This window comes from Thalassorhabdus alkalitolerans, assembly GCF_042656525.1.
Lineage (GTDB): Bacteria > Bacillota > Bacilli > Bacillales > Marinococcaceae > Thalassorhabdus > Thalassorhabdus alkalitolerans.
Genome location: NZ_JBHSOZ010000005.1, coordinates 68,079 through 84,108 on the forward strand (window position 1 = coordinate 68,079; position 16,030 = coordinate 84,108).

The following is a 16,030-nucleotide window of genomic DNA, read 5'->3' on the forward strand; positions in this document are numbered from 1 at the left end:
TTGATCATCCTACTTTTTTAATCGGTGGGCTGCGTGATTTGTAGGACCTATTCCTGTGCCTAACATCAAGGAATGCTCAATTGCTGCTGTAATAAATTGTTTAGCAACTGTCACAGACTCTACAAGAGAATTCCCTTTCGCAAGCTCAGCTGCAATACATGCAGCAAATGTGCATCCTGTTCCGTGTGTATGTTTTGTATTTATTCTTGGGGTTTCAAAAGGAATCATTCTCTCTCCGTCAAAAAACAAGTCTGTCGCTATCTCGTCTTCCAAGTGTCCTCCCTTTAAAACAACTGACTGTGGTCCCACACTTTTCAGCTCTCTGACTGCTTCTTTCATATCACCAAGTGTTTTAATACTGCCTGCTCCTAGTATCTTTTCCGCTTCTGGAAGATTAGGCGTAATCACTGTGGCTAATGGAAGCAGCTGAGTTGTCAGAGCTTCTACAGCCTCTTGCTGTAAAAGTTCTGATCCCCCCTTAGCAATCATTACCGGATCCACCACAATATTAGTAACGTTATATTCCTTACACAACTTGCTGACAAGCTCAATAATTTCTGCAGAAAAAAGCATCCCCGTTTTTAAGGCGTCAGCTCCAATATCAGAGAGGACCGCATGTAACTGAGCTTCAATGCTTTCAAGAGACTGGGGATACACTCCATGTACCCCCAACGTATTTTGAGCAGTTACCGCAGTGATTACGCTTGTGCCAAACACGCCTCTTTCCTGGAATGTTTTTAAGTCCGCTTGAATTCCTGCACCGCCGCCGCTGTCAGAACCGGCAATGGTTAGTGCTTTTGCCATTGTAGACATGTTTGCACCTCCTTCCACATGCAATTTTCTCTACCTAAAACCGATTGGGGTCAAAAAGATGAAGAGGAATCTCCGCTTCTTTTCCATCAATAGTATCTGCTACGATTTCTGCAGTCACCGGGCTTAATAATATTCCATTTCGGTAATGCCCTGCAGCAAAGATAATATGGGCGGCTTCTTTCTTCTTTCCAATCAGGGGATAGCCGTCTTGTGTGGCAGGACGAAGGCCGGCCCAGGAATGGAATGGTTCTTTTCCCTCAAGAAAAGGAAAGACATTTTTATTCCATTTAACCAGACGGTCAATTCCTTTTTTCGTTACCTCAGTATTAAAACCTGCAATGTCCTCAGAGGCTCCGTTAATTAATGATCCGTTTTCTTTTGGGACGAGATAGCCTTGAGGAGAGTATACAATGTGCTGTACCTCGCCGTTGTTAATCTCATAGGCGCAAATCTGTCCTCGAATCGGCACAATGGGTATATTCATCTGAAATACGTTTTCCATTTCTTTTGCCCAGGCACCAGAAGAAATGACGAGTTTGTCGGCCGTAAACGTTTCTCCGTTCTTTGCTTGAAGCAAAACAGCCGACTCCCATTCCTTGACTGTTACTTCTTCCAAGTGGTCTTTAATAGTTACTCCAAGGTTCCGGCATGCTTCTTCTAAAGCCTTTACATAACCTGGTGCATAAACATGACTTTCTTCCGGGTAACGCATGGCTGCTATAACGTCTTTTGACAGTTTAGGCTCAAGGTCAAAAAGCTCTCTTCCTTTTATTATTTCAGCCTCTACTCCGAATTCACCCTGCCAGCGCTGCCTCGACTCAAGAGACAATAAATCAGCCTCATGGTATACGACATGAAGGCTGCCTGAATTACTGAACTCAAAGTTTGTTTCCGAGTTCTTTTTTACATCTTCAATCCACTGAGAATAAAGCCTTAAGCTTCTCAGACCCAGCCTGAAAAAATCGTCGGGGTCTTCTTCAATTTCAGAAAACGGTGCCAGCATCCCTGCTGCTGCACCAGAAGCTTGTCCCCCGCAACTCACCTTTTCAAGAAGAGTAACGTCATGGCCCCGCCGCCTGCACTCAAAGGCAGCAGCCAGGCCAATTACTCCTCCGCCAAGAATAATAATTGATTCCTTCATCCCCTGTACACCTGCTTTCTCAGCCTTCATCAGCCTCTGTCTATTTTGATATGAAGGTTTCATAACCACTGCTTGCTGTTGCATACCGTTTCTTCTGAATCCTTCCGGCTTCATAAGAAAGACGTCCAGCCTCAATCGCGTGCTTCATGGCAGCAGCCATCCGAACAGGGTCCTTGGCTTTAGCTACAGGAGTGTTCATAAGCACCCCATCTGCTCCAAGCTCCATAACTTCTGTTACATCTTTGGCCGAGCCAAGCCCCGCATCGACAATAATTGGTACGTTCGCTTCTTCAATAATCAAGGAAAGGTTATAAGGATTCAACACACCCAGTCCTGTCCCTATTGGAGCAGCCCCCGGCATGACAGCAGCTGCTCCTGCTTCTTCCAAACGTTTGCAAAGTACTGGGTCATCTGAAGTATAGGGAAGAACAGTAAACCCTTCTTTAGCCAGCTGCTCGGTAGCCTTTAGTGTTTCTACCGGGTCAGGTAAAAGTGTTTTTTCATTTGCACTGATTTCAACCTTAATCCAGCTGCTCAAGCCAGAAGCCTTTGCCAGCTGAGCAATTCTAACCGCTTCTTCTGCCGTTTTGGCACCGGAAGTATTGGGAAGGTACTGAAAGATTTTTCCTTCCACATGCTGTAGAATAGCATCCTCATCCGGGGCCTCCAGATTTACACGGCGGATAGCAAATGTCAGTACTTCAGTCCCACTCTCACGTATTGCTTCATTTTGAACAAACGGATTCGGATAACGGCCTGTGCCCAGGAAGAAGCGAGAAGAAAGCTCTACATCTCCTATTACTAACTTATCCTTTTTCGTCATTGTGATCATCCTCCTCCTACAAAGTGAACCAGTTCTATTTTCATTCCAGGCTGTACTTCCGTCACGTCCCACTGATCACGGTCAATAATCTTTCCTTCAACTTCGGTGACAATCATTTTATCCTGAAGATCAAAATGCTCAACTACCTCAATTAATGTCTGTACTTGCAGGTCCTTTTTTTCTCCGTTCACCTCAATGATCATTTTTCAATCCTCCTCTTTGCATCCAATTTATCTAAAAAGCCCTGGCATGTTCCTTGAATATCTGTACTGCCGACAATCTCACTGATGGCGCAAATCCTGTCTGCTCCAGCATCAATTACCTGATCCACGTTATGAAGCTTAATGCCTCCAATCGCCACAAACGGGATAGTAATTTCATCAGCTACCTGCTTTACATAAGAGGTCGTCACTGGATCAATGACGTCCACTTTGCTTTTCGTGGCAAAAACCGGCCCCACCCCAATATAATCGGCCCCATTTCGTTCTGCTTCTCTTGCTTCTTCAATCGCATGGGTGGAAATTCCAATAATCATATCTTCGCCTACAATTTTCCTTGCCTCTGATAAAGGAAGATCATCCTGGCCTAAATGAATACCATCAGCTCCTGCTGCAAGAGCAACATCAATATGGTCGTTTACAATAAAGGCAGCCCCATAACGGGCAGTCATTTCCCTTAACTTTTTGGCTTTTTCAAACACTTCTTTTTTGCTGCTGAATTTATCCCGAAGCTGAATAATATCTGACCCGCCCTTTACTGCTTCTTCCATTACCTCAAGCATAGAACGGCCGCTATGAAATTCTTCTCCAGTTATCGTATATAAGCGAAAGTCCTTCATACTTCCGCCTCCTTTCTGATGCTAAGTCCTTTGTTGTGAAAGAGAATCTTAAAACATATAAAAAAACGTCACCCAGCGCAGTGGATGACGTCAGTTTCCTACTCATCGACTTTCCTACGCTGGCATCAACCAGATCAGGTTCAAGGGTAAAAGGACCACCTTTTTCTCAGCCGGCTTCCTGTCCGGCACCCCTAGTCATCTATAAAGGTCTATTATTTTAAAGAATACAATATAAATATTATCCCATAAATTTAATAGATAACAACCCATTTCCCTCAATCCAACGAACATATTTTGATACTTTTTTCATGGCATTCTCCCTGTTCTTCCAAAAATAAACCGCAAAAAAAGCCAGTCAGAAAAACTTCTGACCAGCTCCTTGCATTAATCAAAGATAAAACGCCCTCCAGCTATTCCTGGGTTCGTCATTTCTTTTGCATTGAGTATTTCATCAAGCTCTTCTTCGGTAAGAATTCCTCTTTCCAGGCAAATTTGCCTTACACTCATTCCTGTCTGAATAGCTTCTTTTGCAATTCTGGAGGCTGTTTCATATCCTACATGGGGATTAATAGCGGTTATTATTCCGACACTGTGCTCCACCATGTGTTTCGTTCGTTCCACATTGGCGGTCAAATCCTCCAGAGCCAGCTGCCTGAAGGAATTTAGTCCGTTTTGTAAAATGGAAAGAGACTGAAGCAAGTTAAAAACTAAAACAGGTTCCATTACATTTAACTCAAGCTGTCCTGCTTCTGAGGCCATGCATATTGTATGGTCATTCCCCATCACTTGAAACGCAATCTGATTAACCACCTCTGCCATGACCGGGTTAACTTTTCCAGGCATAATAGAGGAACCTGGCTGCCTTGGCGGAAGGTTAATCTCATTAAACCCTGTTCTTGGACCTGAACTCATTAATCGTAAATCGTTTGCAATTTTTGATAGGTTAATAGCATGCACTTTAAGAGCTGCGGATAGTTCTGTATAGGCGTCTGTATTTTGCGTGGCATCTACAAGATCTTCTGCACTGAACAAAGGGAAACCAGTTAGGTCAGCCAAATATTCTGCCACTTTTTCAATGTACTCAGGCTTCGCATTTAAACCTGTTCCTACAGCTGTCGCCCCCATGTTAATTTCAAACAAATGGTCCACAGATTTTTTAATACGGTTCAAATCCCTCGTCAGCACTCTTCTATAAGCCCCGAACTCCTGTCCAAGCCTAATGGGTACTGCGTCTTGAAGATGAGTTCTTCCCATCTTAATGACTTCATCAAATTCCTGCTCTTTTCGTTTCATGGTATCTACAATATCCGAGAGTGCCTGGGTCAGCCCTTTGGACAAAAGCAAGGAAGAAATATGAATGGCAGTAGGGAACGTGTCATTTGTTGACTGAGCCATATTAACATGAGTATTAGGACTCACCTTCAAATAATCCCCTTTTTCTCCTCCTAGCAGTTCAATTGCCCTGTTGGCGATCACTTCATTTGTATTCATGTTAAAGGAGGTGCCGGCTCCTCCTTGAATGGCGTCCACAATAAACTGATCATTATACGCTCCTTCAATCACTTCATCTGCTGCCTGGATGATAGCCTTGGCAATTTTTTTGTTAAGTACGCCCACATCTCTATTTGCCATCGCTGCAGCCTTTTTGACATAACCGAACGCGCGAATAAGCTCTGGGTGAGGTGGATAGCCAGTGATCGGAAAATTTTCTTTGGCGCGGATCGTCTGAATCCCATAATACGCATCTTTTGGCACCTTTTTCTCCCCGAGAAAATCTTTTTCAATTCGGAATTCTGTCATACAATAACGCTCCTTCTCAAATGAACTAAGTTTCATTCGTATTATAGGTATGTATACCCTTTCTCCAACAAATTATGCTATCCGCATATTCAGCCCGTGTAAAGGCATAACACGGGCTGAATGCAAATTAATTTGCATGATTCATTTTTAATGATTCTCCGGAAGAATACCTAAAGATTTAGCGGCAAGCCAAGCCGCTCCCGTTACTCCTGCATCATTTCCTAATTCTGCAATAACAAACTCTGTGCCTTTTGCTACTTTTTCCAAGGCGTAACGTTGAAAGTATTTTTGTATAGGTGACAGGAGAGCCTCTCCGGCAGCCGACACTCCGCCGCCAATAACAATTCTTTCTGGATTCAGCAATGTACAAGCATTGGCTGCCGCAAGGCCGATGTACAACGCCGCTTCCTCAATAACTGCCGTAGCAAGGGGGTCTTTCCTGGCAGCGGCCTCAAAGATTTCCTTTGTCGTCAGCTTCTCCTCGCTTGTACTTTGAAGAATGGAAGTTGGATACTCTTTATTTTCTCGTTTCTCCGTTACTGAACTTACCATTCCCGTAGCTGACGCCACTGTTTCCAGGCAGCCAGTTTTGCCACAATTACAGGTTTTCCCTCTAAAAGGGTCAACCGTAATATGCCCGACTTCTCCAGCCATCCCTTCTACGCCATGTACAATATTTCCCCCTACGATCACACCGCCGCCTACACCAGTGCCTATCGTAAAACAGATCATATCCTTTGCTGATCTGCCGGCTCCCTTCCAGTATTCTCCTGCGGCTGCCAGGTTAGCGTCATTATCCAGGAAAACCGGTACAGACAGACTTTTCGATAAAATTTTGGCCAAAGGAAAATCTCTCCAGCCAATGTTGACTGCAAATTCAATTGTTCCATTCTCTATGTCCACAAAACCAGGAACACCAAGACCAACTCCTTCAAGCTGTTCAAGTGTGATCCTTTCATTTTCCAGCTCTTTTATCACTGACCTTTCAATATCATCAGGAATATAGCTGCCTTTTTCTCGTTTATCTGTAGGAATAGACCATTTCTTAATCATTGGTCCTTCTTTCGTAAACAAAGCCATCTTTATGGCTGTTCCGCCCACATCAATGCCAAGCAGATATGTATTACTCATGAGACTCACCTCTTTTCTCTCGCGAAATTTTATTTCGTTCCTGTCTGACTATTAATAAAGCTTTTTGATATGAATCTTTATCGAGTACGCCCATGTTATAGGCTTCTTTTACTTCCTCTTCTATTAAATCAAGATCAGCCAGTGGATCCTTTGTATAGATTACTGCCCCGAAGCTTATCAGCCACTTTTTTAATTCATACAAATTATTCATTCACAAACACCCTCGCTCATTATATCAGTAAAATGACAGCAAAGAAAAGAAGGAGCATCGGTGGGAGGAATGGCAGAAAAGTAACACGAAAAAACTTCTGCTGCACAAAAAACTGACCGTATCCTCCTGCTGCATACCCTATAAAAAAGACAACTAAAATCAATCCATACCATAGGAAGTGCGAAAAAAATGCAGCTGTCTGCACCCCTGTATAGAAGAATAACATAAAAAGAAGAAACCACATGCCCTTCGCCTTTTTCGAAAAAAAGCCCCAGCCTGGCCTATACTCTGTAAACGAGAAAAATAGGAAAGCTCCTATTAAGAGGAGACGAATCACATGACTCACCCAATGCCCGGCCAGTATTTCTGTCCATTCCCACCTGCCTGTTAAAAAACCTAAATACCCAGCAGAGGCGAAAAAAAGAAAGAAAAGAAGAGCCAGCTTTTGAAAGGAATTTCTCGTATAAATGGCCATGCCGCCTATCGCAGCACCGAGTATAAGGGGTTCTACTATTATCCAAACCATTCGGGCCACCGCCTTTAGGTAAAGTAGCTTGCGAAAGCTCCACTTTTTACTCACCATATGCATACTTTAATGAAACATGCTTTGCTTCGGTGAGTTTCCTATATTTATTGATATCAAGTAGAGAACCATTATACCTGACGGTCAGGGACCACCCCTCTCCCACTAGCAGAAAAAAAGCCCTCCTGTGAAAAGAGGGCGGTTTCTATGTTGCCAATTCTGACTGTACATAATAATAAAGCAAGCCAAAGGTATGGAGGAGAGAATCTGTGTGTGTTCTTTCATGGGAATGAGAAGCATCTATTCCAGGCCCAATAAGGCCATGGGCAATATCATACCCTGCCCGAATGGCAGCAGAGGCGTCTGACCCGTAATAAGGATATATGTCGACAGCATACGAAAGCTCATGTTCTTTTGCAAGCTCAACAAGCTTGTTCCTAAGCTTAAAATGATAAGGGCCAGAAGAATCCTTGGCACAAATAGAAACACTATGTTCATCAGTTGTCTGACCGTCTCCGATCGCTCCCATATCTACAGCAAGATACTCTTCTGTTTCAGGTGAGATATTTGAGTTTCCGCCGTATCCAATCTCTTCATTGTTTGAAATAAGAAAGTGAGTTGTATAAGGCAGGACAATTCCTTCGGTCTCTATCACGTTTATCAAATGAATGAGAAGTGCAACACTTGCTTTATCATCAAGATGCCTGGATTTAATATAACCGGAAGCCGTTTTTTCAAACCGGGGTTCAAAAGCTACAAAGTCTCCTGGCTGAATACCCAGCTGTTCCGTCCCTTTTTTACTATCCACTTTTTCATCTAGACGGACTTCCATATTTTTTTCATCACGCTTGATATCTCCGGCATTTTTATAGACATGCACAGAAGCCTGGTGAAGCAAAATGGTACCAGTGTACCTTTTATCCGAAGATGTGATGACTCTGCAGTATTCTCCTTCTGCAGCATTCCAGCGAAACCCTCCTATATTCGTCAGTCTCAGCCTGCCATCTTTTTTCACTTCTTTAACCATCGCTCCCAGAGTATCCACATGGGCAGTCAGCATGCGGTGGCGTGTCTTGTCTTTCCCGGGCAGAGTAACAAGCAGGCCCCCTTTGCGGTTTCTTGTCACTATAACATTTCTGTTAAGGAGCAGTTCTTCTACCCTGGTTATAACCTCTTCCGTATAGCCTGATGGGCTTGGAATGTTAACAAGTGTTTCAATATAGTCGGTAATCGTTTGAATATTGCCTTTCATATTTTCTCCCCCCATAAAATGGTATATGTAACTGACACACTACATATCAATGGGTACAACCCTATTTACGAACGGTGGGATAAAGGTGATCAAAAAAAAGACCGTACGTATGGTCCTGGCCATCGCGGGGGTCCATCTTGTTTTCCTTTTGATCTGGCTTAACGCAGAACCCTCTGGATTAAGAGAGACTTTTTCCATATATCCGCCTGACCCAAAAGCAAGCTATGAAGCCGCTGAAACCAGCCTTGATATTTTGCACATAGAAGATGATGATGAGTACATTCTTGAGTGGTCTATTTCTTCTTCGTTAAATGAAGAAGCGAGTCTTCGCCAAGACCTTTCCCTTTTCTTTGAGAACGGATATCTCCGTGACGTGATGACCGTGTGGGAAGAAGATAGTAAAGATTTATCCTTTAAGAAAAAGCTAAAAGGGGAAGACAGCAATAAATTTGAAGTCCTTACTCTTCACCACGCAGAAATATTAAAAGATCAGGAAGGGTGGAAAAGCAGACAATCGATGAGCCATGACAGTCTGTACGTGCTTGACTCCCCTTTTACTGAGCTTCACTCCTTTAAGAATAATCCTTCAAGCAGTGAAGATCAGGATTCAAAAGAGGTACTTGATTATATTATGGATCAACAGCTCAACCATGTAGAAAAGGGTCTTAGAAAACACTTTTCCCTGGAAGAAGATATCGATCTTTATCCTATTACGGCCATTACGTCATGGTACGAGGAACCCCCGGCCTTTCTGCCTGAAGACCGGGTAGATGCCTTTATAGGAACAATCTGGGAAACTCTTTATCATCATGTTCTCCTGGACAAAAAAAGTGCTTCTGGAACAAAGGACGTACCCTTAGGACACTCTATGCCTTTTATAGCCTGGTCTCAGGAGGAACAATGTATATACCTTATGGTTAAGATGCAGGATGGGAGTCCCGTAAAATGGAAGCGGCCTTTTAAGATATAACCTTACTCCTCGAGGTCCTCTGCAAGGTTTTGATACAGCTCTTCGTCCGGCTCAAGTTCCAGCGCTCTTTCTACCGAATCCCGGGCCTCATCCAGTTCTCCCAGCTCTCTGTATACAAGAGCCAGATTATAGTGGGCTTCGTGAAACTCAGGACGCAGGTCGATAGCCTGCTCCAGGTTCCCGCGTGCCTCTTCATACATTTCTAAATTAGCCTCTGCGTATGCTAAGAGAAAAAAGGCTTCCGGCCGTTCTTCCCCCTCTTCAATGGCACTTTCTATTAAAGGCCGGGCGTCTTCATATTCTCCTTCTTCAAGCAATTCCTGGCCCATCTGCAGCTGCACAAGAGGGGTGCTTCCTTTATCCTCGTTAACAAACCCGTATGCAAATAACCCGGCTCCTGCCACTAAAGCAGCTGCTAAAAAAAGCAGCTGTCTTACATGTTGGCGGTGCTTAGGCAAATGAAGGAAGGCGGAAGCTATAAAACCACCAATCAAACCGCCAATATGAGCCCCATTATCAACCATAGGAACCAGGAAGCCAAACGATAGATTAATAATTAATATGACAATTACACTTGTGCCCATCGTTCGGAAAAAAAGTTTTTTGTGGATCAACCCAAAATAAAGGAGAGCTCCGAAACAACCAAATATAGCCCCTGATGCTCCAGCAGATATTTGTTCATTAAAGGCAAATGATGCAGCCGAGCCAAATAAACCTGCAGTTAAATAAATGAAAAAAAAGCGGAACGTTCCGTAAATCCGTTCCACTGCCCCGCCGAGAAAATACAGAGCCAGTGAATTCATAAACAAATGCAAAAAACCAATATGAAGAAACATGGCGGTAAGAAGACGCCACCATTCACCATCAATGATCGCCGGATTATATTTTGCTCCAAAATCAATAAGAGTCGTGATATTGGTGGAGCCTCCCTGCTGTTCCACGATAAAATACACTGAGAGGATACATATCAACAGGATAGTTGTCAGAATAGGCTTCCCATATAAAAACAAGGACCGCTCTCTTTGAGTTCTTTCTTCTGCGGTCTTCTTTACTTCCCTTATAAGGTGCTGGGTTTCCAATTCCACATCTTCACTGACGTACTCCATGTCTTTCCAATGGCTCTTTGTTTGTAAATCCTTTAACAAATCCTCCACTCGGTCACTCTCTTCCGCCGTGTTTGAAGAAGCAATGACATAAGTTGACATAGACATCCCCGGGTAATCAGCCTGTTTTTTTGCAGCATCATTCCAATTATCTATCGGCGGATATGGAGAGACATATACGTTATAAAAAGGTGCTTTTTTAGCAGCTACGAAACGCTTAGCCTTCTGAAAAGATTTTTTTGCTTTTTCGATATCTTCTTTAAGCCATTTACTCCAATCGATATCAGCCCGGAAGACCCTGATGACAGCGGGGTTTCCTTCTTGATCTTTTTCCAGCCATACCTGTTTTTGGTCAGGGCTGATCTCGATAACTCTCATTTTTTCTTCTATTACGAGGTAGTGCACGAGACGCCAAAAAAGGTAGTTCTGTCGAAGTACTTCCATCTGCTCACCCTTCTTTCAACCCTAAACGTTCATAAATGAATCCCGCTGTTTCCTTTAAGGTCTTGCATTCCAAGATTGGATGGTGCGAGGTCAAGGGCTCCTCTCCTCTGGTATTTAAAAAAATTGCATCCCACCCCGCATCAATGGCGCCAGCTACGTCTAACGACCAGGAATCCCCTATAAAAAGAGGGGAAAGATTCTTTTCCCCCATTTTTTTTAAGGCAAGATCGAAAATAGCTTTATCTGGTTTTTCCACTTGGGCCTCTTCTGAAATGATTATATGCTCTTTGGGAATGTAGCTTTCCAAACCAAGGTTGTCCACTTTCTTTTGCTGGGTTTCTATTCCGCCATTGGTGATAATTCCAAGCTTCACGTTTTCCTTTTTCAGAGTATTCAGGAAATCATACAATCCTTCAAAAGGGGTACTGAAGTTCCCCACCACTTGCTGATACCGTGCTTGAAAACGGCTGGCATCATTTTCTTTTATGGGAAGGCCGAAAATTCTCATTGTTTCTTCGTATCGCTTTTTGCGATACTCCTCGAGCGTCAACCTTTCCTCCTCTAAATCCTCCCAAAACTCATCACTATGTTTCTTAAAAAAATAGAACCATTGATCCGTTTTTATGTAAGGGACAGAAGAACTTTCACTTTTAAGTTCTTCAAATTTTTCATCAAAGCAAAAACTAATGGCTTTTTCAAAAGCCTGCTCATGACTGAAAAGTGTATTATCTAAGTCAAAACAAATGATATTCCAATGCATGGTCTCCCTCCACTATCCCTCTATTATACCAACGAGCCTTTTTGAATTCGAATATTTCTTCTTCTATACCCTATCCAGGAAATGAGGTAACAGCCCTTTTGCTTTTTGGTTGTTTAATTAGTCAAAATCAAAATAAAATATCCCAGTTTGAGTCCCGGGATATTTATATAATCGATTATGTGACTGGCAAAGAAAGCGAGCGCTGAAAAAACTTCTCTCTAACATAAGGAAGCTGTAATGCAAACGTAATAAGCATAACTCTAAGCCACCTTTGGGAAAACAGGACATTAACAATTCGCCAGCGAACCCGGTACACCATCCATAAGAGAATTACACATAATAAGGACCAAAACAAGGAACGAACCATCCAAAAAGCCCCTTTCTATTGGTTTTCCTTATATTGTGTTCTCCTTGATACGCTTATACCTTATTTGTAAAAAAGCCTTCATTACTCTTTTATTATAGATGCTGCAGCTTCTTTTAAAGTGTTTGCTGAATAGGAAAATTGCTTTTTTTCCTGTTCATTTAAAGAAAGCTCAACGACTTCCCTGATTCCGTTCCCATTAACAATCGCAGGGACCCCAATGTATACATTCTCTTCCTCGTACTGGCCTTCAAGAAGTGCAGATACGGTTAAAATTGAATTCTCGTTACGCAATATTGCTTTTGTTAACCGAACAAGGCCGAGGGCGATCCCGTAGTAAGTAGCTCCTTTTCTTTCTATAATGTGATAAGCTGCATCTCGCACTTTTAAAAATAATTCATCTAAATCCTCCATTTTGGCATGATGCTTTTCATCATTCACCAATTGTAAAATCGGCTGTCCTCCTATGTCCGCATGACTCCATAACGGAAGCTCCGTATCTCCATGTTCTCCCATAATGTACGCATGAACATTTCGTGCATCTACATTAAAATACTCTCCTAAAAGATAACGAAACCTCGCCGTATCCAGGATCGTCCCTGACCCAATTACTCTTTCAGGAGGGAGCCCGGAAAACTTCCAGGTCGCGTAGGATAAGACATCCACTGGGTTGGTTGCAATCAGAAAGATACCGTCAAAACCATTTGCCATCACTTCTTCTACAATTTCTTTAAATATTTGAGTATTCTTTTCAATTAAATCAAGCCGCGTTTCCCCAGGTCCCTGATTTGCCCCGGCAGTAATGACAACCAGATCAGCGTCCTTGCAGTCTTTGTAGCTGCCTGCCCATATTTTCATTGGAGACCCGTATGGGATTCCATGATTTAAATCCATTGCATCCCCTTCAGCTTTTTTTGTATCCCTGTCTATTAACACCATTTCGTCAACAACTCCTTGGTTCAAGCAGGCGTATGCATAACTTGAACCTACAAAGCCAGTGCCAATAAGAACGACTCTCGTGGTTTTTTGATATTTCATTTTGCTTCCCCCTTTATCCTTGGTTTGTACTTCGTTGTTATTTTCTATTTTACCTCTTATTTTAAGTTTGTGAAATAATGAGCAATGATTGTTCACAAAAAAGTGAACTCTTTATATCGTTCACTTTTTACAATCCTATATAACGAGAAAATAATGTCTTTGCTCTTGAAACATCCTCTGTTCCTTGAACAAGGACACGTCCATCCTGAAAGATAACCAGTCTTTCCCCTTCATCAAGCTCCACTCTAATAAGAAAGGGAGTTTTTTTAACTTGTCCTGCAGTCCGTAACTTATCAGCCCATTCTGCAAGATCAAAAGTGGTATTTGCCTGGATCTGAACGGTTTCCCGTCCACAAAGGGTCGTAATACTGTCCCCTTCAGACACATATAGATCAGGGTATTCTTTCTTCTGACACGTAAGACAATTTCCTTTTGGCTTAGGAAAGCCCATCTCATGGAACCTAAAATTCCATAAGTCAAATTGGACAAGGGACGTCCTCACATCTGAAAATTTCTCAGTTAGTATCTTAATAGCTTCAGCTGCCTGGAAGGAAGCTACCATGTCTACGACAGGAGAAATAACTCCCACCGTATCACATGTTTCTCCCGGGGAGCTCTGGCCATCACCCAAAAGACATCTTAAACAAGGAGTACGACCTGGGAGAAAAGGAGCAGACATACCTCTTGAACTAACCGCCCCTCCATAGATAAAAGGGATCTCATGCTTAAAGCTTGCATCGTTTAATAAGAACCTCGTTTGAAAATTATCCGTCCCATCAATGACGAGGTCCATTCCTTCAACAAGGTCTTCAATGGATGATGAGTTAACATCTGTCACTCTTGCATCCACAGTAATATCTGAATTAATGGCTGTTAATTTCTCTTTGGCAGCAACTGCTTTTGGCTTCGCCTCTTTTGCATCTTGTTCATCAAACAGCATTTGCCTTTGAAGATTGCTCGCCTCTACATAATCTCTGTCAGCAATCCTGATATACCCAGCTCCAGCTCTGGCAAGATGGTTGGCAGAAACCGTGCCTAAAGCCCCTACTCCAACAATTAACACTTTCTTGGTTGAAAGGAGGGCTTGTCCCTTCTCACCGATCTGAGGAAAAAGAATCTGTCTTGAATAGCGAGAATTCATTCTCTCACCTTCCTATCCTGTAAATAAATAAAATAAGGCTGCACTGCTGACAGCTCCAAATATGGTACATAAAAAATTAACTGTTTCATTGTTCATGGACCGCCACCCCTTTACCTGGACTGTCCGGCCATTACAATGATGAGTTCTTTCCGTCCGCAGCCCGCAAGCTGCACATTTATATTCAACTTGAATCAATGCTCCAGCTAACGTGTCTATTATATTACCAAAAAAACCTGCCGTGGCAATAATAACGACCATCATCCAGTACGGACCTTCACCTGGAAACAAAAAAGCAGTGGTTATTCCAATCATAGCAGAACCTAGAAGAGAAGCCAGCGTGCCTTGAGGGGACACGGCCCCGGATGTGCCTTTAGGAACCTTCTTACGTGTCTTGATATGAATTGGTTTTCCTTTTGCTTTTCCCCCAATTTCAGAAGCCCACGTGTCAGAGGCAGCGGCAGCCAGGGCGCCGGCAAAGCCATACACCCACAGTGTACTTGGCACAAATAAATACAGTAAGGCAAAAAAGGCGGCTGTGCCCCCATTGGCCAGCACTTGTCCCCCATCCCGCTGGCCCCCTTTTTCATTGATTTCATCCTCACCATTTCTCTTCCATTTACTCCACATGGTTGAGGTAACAAAGAAAAGGCCAAGTATGAACAAGCCAGCCAATTCAAACCCTAACGCTATCAGGATGCCAATGCATAAAGCCGCAGCCGCTCCCCCTCTGGTTAATGCTTTTAATCGATAGGCAAGGATACTGAAGAGAAGGACTCCTGCAATCATTACAAAAATCATCTAAATACTTTCTCCTCCGTTAACAATATATCTACCGGCTTATCGTGTTCTTCCCTGGGTAATTTCTCAAATAGTTGAAAGTCAAGGGCAAGTGCACATGTTGGTACTAGATGAGCTGCTAAAAATCTGTCATAGTAGCCGCCTCCGAATCCGATTCTATATCGTCCCCAATCGAAAGCCAAACCCGGCACGATCATAAGTTGGATGTCTTCAGGCAAGACAGGAGCTGCCTGGGAAGCATCAGGTTCCTGAATCCCGGCATACTGTTCTTTCAGCTGATTGAAACTTGTCAGTTTGTAAAATGTCATGGAATGAGTCAAGGGGTTAACCTTGGGTACAGCAACTTGCTTCCCTTCACTCCATGCCTTTTTTATAACGGCTCGTGTGTCGATTTCATTTTTGGTTGACAACGTAAGTGCGATCATCCGTGCCTGTCTCCATTGCTCGGTGCGATATAACTGGTTATGTACTCTTGAACACTTTTTGGTATACTCTTCAGCAGCCAGCTGGGCAAAATACTTCCGGACTGCTTTGCGAATGTCTGTTTTTGTCATCGTTATCCCCTGCCTCTACCTCCAATTCAACCACATTCTTAAAATTCCTTACCCTCTTTTAATGAGTATGATTACAAGGTTACTACTGCCCCAGTCCCATCCTAGCTAAAAGAGGACAAAGAAAAAAGAAGCAGAGGAATAAATTTCCTGCTGCTTACTTTGTTTCACGGTGAAGAGTATGTTTCTTCAAACGTGGACTGTATTTTTTCAATTCAATACGCTCAGGGTTTGTACGCTTGTTTTTTGAAGTAATATAGTTGCGGTCTCCTGATTCTGTGCAGGCTAAAGTCACTTGTACGCGCATGTTTTTCCCTCCCTACCAACAA

18 protein-coding genes and 1 riboswitch are annotated in these 16,030 nt (G+C 43.0%); of the genes, 1 reads left to right on the forward strand and 17 read right to left on the reverse strand.

Annotated features, from left to right (window positions below):
- Positions 1-9: 9 nt before the first annotated feature.
- The 10 genes from thiD to ACFPU1_RS11185 all read right to left on the reverse strand — a co-directional run bounded on the left by thiD (position 10) and on the right by ACFPU1_RS11185 (position 8,532).
- Entirely contained in the window at positions 10-813 is an 804-nt protein-coding gene (thiD, locus tag ACFPU1_RS11140) for a bifunctional hydroxymethylpyrimidine kinase/phosphomethylpyrimidine kinase (RefSeq protein ID WP_385941106.1), read from the reverse strand.
- 34 nt (positions 814-847) lie between these two features.
- Positions 848-1,954, reverse strand: coding sequence for a glycine oxidase ThiO (gene thiO, locus ACFPU1_RS11145; RefSeq protein ID WP_385941109.1), 1,107 nt, complete (start codon positions 1,952-1,954; stop codon positions 848-850).
- 40 nt (positions 1,955-1,994) lie between these two features.
- A complete protein-coding gene (locus ACFPU1_RS11150; RefSeq protein WP_385941112.1) occupies positions 1,995-2,777 on the reverse strand; it encodes a thiazole synthase in 783 nt (260 codons plus the stop codon).
- A gap of 5 nt (positions 2,778-2,782) precedes the next feature.
- A complete protein-coding gene (gene thiS / locus ACFPU1_RS11155) occupies positions 2,783-2,980 on the reverse strand; it encodes a sulfur carrier protein ThiS (RefSeq protein ID WP_054635436.1) in 198 nt (65 codons plus the stop codon).
- Positions 2,977-3,615, reverse strand: coding sequence for a thiamine phosphate synthase (gene thiE / locus ACFPU1_RS11160; RefSeq protein ID WP_385941115.1), 639 nt, complete (start codon positions 3,613-3,615; stop codon positions 2,977-2,979). Before thiE ends, thiS begins: the two co-directional genes overlap by 4 nt.
- A gap of 94 nt (positions 3,616-3,709) precedes the next feature.
- Positions 3,710-3,818: riboswitch (TPP riboswitch) on the reverse strand.
- A gap of 181 nt (positions 3,819-3,999) precedes the next feature.
- Positions 4,000-5,415 carry an aspartate ammonia-lyase gene (gene aspA, locus ACFPU1_RS11165; protein ID WP_385941118.1) on the reverse strand — a complete coding sequence of 472 codons (1,416 nt, stop codon included), beginning with the start codon at positions 5,413-5,415 and terminating at the stop codon, positions 4,000-4,002.
- Between the two features lie 147 nt (positions 5,416-5,562).
- A complete protein-coding gene (locus ACFPU1_RS11170; RefSeq protein ID WP_385941121.1) occupies positions 5,563-6,546 on the reverse strand; it encodes an ROK family glucokinase in 984 nt (327 codons plus the stop codon).
- A complete protein-coding gene (locus ACFPU1_RS11175; protein ID WP_054635439.1) occupies positions 6,539-6,757 on the reverse strand; it encodes a YqgQ family protein in 219 nt (72 codons plus the stop codon). Before ACFPU1_RS11175 ends, ACFPU1_RS11170 begins: the two co-directional genes overlap by 8 nt.
- 19 nt (positions 6,758-6,776) lie before the next feature.
- Positions 6,777-7,283, reverse strand: coding sequence for a hypothetical protein (locus ACFPU1_RS11180; protein ID WP_385941125.1), 507 nt, complete (start codon positions 7,281-7,283; stop codon positions 6,777-6,779).
- 202 nt (positions 7,284-7,485) lie between these two features.
- Positions 7,486-8,532: a M42 family metallopeptidase gene (locus ACFPU1_RS11185; RefSeq protein WP_385941128.1), complete on the reverse strand. Its 1,047-nt coding sequence runs from the start codon at positions 8,530-8,532 to the stop codon at positions 7,486-7,488.
- An 85-nt stretch (positions 8,533-8,617) separates the two neighbouring features.
- Between ACFPU1_RS11185 and ACFPU1_RS11190 the strand changes: the two genes are divergently transcribed.
- Positions 8,618-9,502: a hypothetical protein gene (locus ACFPU1_RS11190; RefSeq protein WP_385941131.1), complete on the forward strand. Its 885-nt coding sequence runs from the start codon at positions 8,618-8,620 to the stop codon at positions 9,500-9,502.
- Positions 9,503-9,504: 2 nt separating this feature from the next.
- Here ACFPU1_RS11190 and ACFPU1_RS11195 read toward each other — a convergent pair whose 3' ends face one another.
- The 7 genes from ACFPU1_RS11195 to rpmG all read right to left on the reverse strand — a co-directional run bounded on the left by ACFPU1_RS11195 (position 9,505) and on the right by rpmG (position 16,008).
- Positions 9,505-11,049, reverse strand: a complete 1,545-nt coding sequence (locus tag ACFPU1_RS11195) for a rhomboid family intramembrane serine protease (protein ID WP_385941134.1) — start codon at positions 11,047-11,049, stop codon at positions 9,505-9,507.
- 4 nt (positions 11,050-11,053) lie between these two features.
- Positions 11,054-11,809, reverse strand: a complete 756-nt coding sequence (locus ACFPU1_RS11200) for an HAD family hydrolase (RefSeq protein ID WP_054635442.1) — start codon at positions 11,807-11,809, stop codon at positions 11,054-11,056.
- A 448-nt stretch (positions 11,810-12,257) separates the two neighbouring features.
- Complete coding sequence (locus tag ACFPU1_RS11205; RefSeq protein WP_385941137.1) at positions 12,258-13,211, reverse strand: L-lactate dehydrogenase; 954 nt, start codon at positions 13,209-13,211, stop codon at positions 12,258-12,260.
- A 127-nt stretch (positions 13,212-13,338) separates the two neighbouring features.
- Positions 13,339-14,352 carry a ThiF family adenylyltransferase gene (locus ACFPU1_RS11210; protein ID WP_054635444.1) on the reverse strand — a complete coding sequence of 338 codons (1,014 nt, stop codon included), beginning with the start codon at positions 14,350-14,352 and terminating at the stop codon, positions 13,339-13,341.
- A 12-nt stretch (positions 14,353-14,364) separates the two neighbouring features.
- Entirely contained in the window at positions 14,365-15,150 is a 786-nt protein-coding gene (locus tag ACFPU1_RS11215) for a DUF92 domain-containing protein (protein WP_385941140.1), read from the reverse strand.
- Positions 15,147-15,704, reverse strand: a complete 558-nt coding sequence (locus ACFPU1_RS11220) for a 5-formyltetrahydrofolate cyclo-ligase (protein ID WP_385941143.1) — start codon at positions 15,702-15,704, stop codon at positions 15,147-15,149. Before ACFPU1_RS11220 ends, ACFPU1_RS11215 begins: the two co-directional genes overlap by 4 nt.
- A 154-nt stretch (positions 15,705-15,858) precedes the next feature.
- A complete protein-coding gene (rpmG, locus tag ACFPU1_RS11225; protein ID WP_100398341.1) occupies positions 15,859-16,008 on the reverse strand; it encodes a 50S ribosomal protein L33 in 150 nt (49 codons plus the stop codon).
- Positions 16,009-16,030: the final 22 nt, after the last annotated feature.

Excerpts from the sequence above, each read along its gene's own strand:
- thiD (WP_385941106.1), bottom strand. The coding sequence starts at position 813 with ATGTCTACAATGGCAAAAGCACTAACCATTGCCGGTTCTGACAGCGGC.
- thiO (WP_385941109.1), bottom strand. The coding sequence starts at position 1,954 with ATGAAGGAATCAATTATTATTCTTGGCGGAGGAGTAATTGGCCTGGCT.
- ACFPU1_RS11150 (WP_385941112.1), bottom strand. The coding sequence starts at position 2,777 with ATGACGAAAAAGGATAAGTTAGTAATAGGAGATGTAGAGCTTTCTTCT.
- thiS (WP_054635436.1), bottom strand. The coding sequence starts at position 2,980 with ATGATCATTGAGGTGAACGGAGAAAAAAAGGACCTGCAAGTACAGACA.
- thiE (WP_385941115.1), bottom strand. The coding sequence starts at position 3,615 with ATGAAGGACTTTCGCTTATATACGATAACTGGAGAAGAATTTCATAGC.
- aspA (WP_385941118.1), bottom strand. The coding sequence starts at position 5,415 with ATGACAGAATTCCGAATTGAAAAAGATTTTCTCGGGGAGAAAAAGGTG.
- ACFPU1_RS11170 (WP_385941121.1), bottom strand. The coding sequence starts at position 6,546 with ATGAGTAATACATATCTGCTTGGCATTGATGTGGGCGGAACAGCCATA.
- ACFPU1_RS11175 (WP_054635439.1), bottom strand. The coding sequence starts at position 6,757 with ATGAATAATTTGTATGAATTAAAAAAGTGGCTGATAAGCTTCGGGGCA.
- ACFPU1_RS11180 (WP_385941125.1), bottom strand. The coding sequence starts at position 7,283 with ATGGTTTGGATAATAGTAGAACCCCTTATACTCGGTGCTGCGATAGGC.
- ACFPU1_RS11185 (WP_385941128.1), bottom strand. The coding sequence starts at position 8,532 with ATGAAAGGCAATATTCAAACGATTACCGACTATATTGAAACACTTGTT.
- ACFPU1_RS11195 (WP_385941134.1), bottom strand. The coding sequence starts at position 11,049 with ATGGAAGTACTTCGACAGAACTACCTTTTTTGGCGTCTCGTGCACTAC.
- ACFPU1_RS11200 (WP_054635442.1), bottom strand. The coding sequence starts at position 11,809 with ATGCATTGGAATATCATTTGTTTTGACTTAGATAATACACTTTTCAGT.
- ACFPU1_RS11205 (WP_385941137.1), bottom strand. The coding sequence starts at position 13,211 with ATGAAATATCAAAAAACCACGAGAGTCGTTCTTATTGGCACTGGCTTT.
- ACFPU1_RS11210 (WP_054635444.1), bottom strand. The coding sequence starts at position 14,352 with ATGAATTCTCGCTATTCAAGACAGATTCTTTTTCCTCAGATCGGTGAG.
- ACFPU1_RS11215 (WP_385941140.1), bottom strand. The coding sequence starts at position 15,150 with ATGATTTTTGTAATGATTGCAGGAGTCCTTCTCTTCAGTATCCTTGCC.
- ACFPU1_RS11220 (WP_385941143.1), bottom strand. The coding sequence starts at position 15,704 with ATGACAAAAACAGACATTCGCAAAGCAGTCCGGAAGTATTTTGCCCAG.
- rpmG (WP_100398341.1), bottom strand. The coding sequence starts at position 16,008 with ATGCGCGTACAAGTGACTTTAGCCTGCACAGAATCAGGAGACCGCAAC.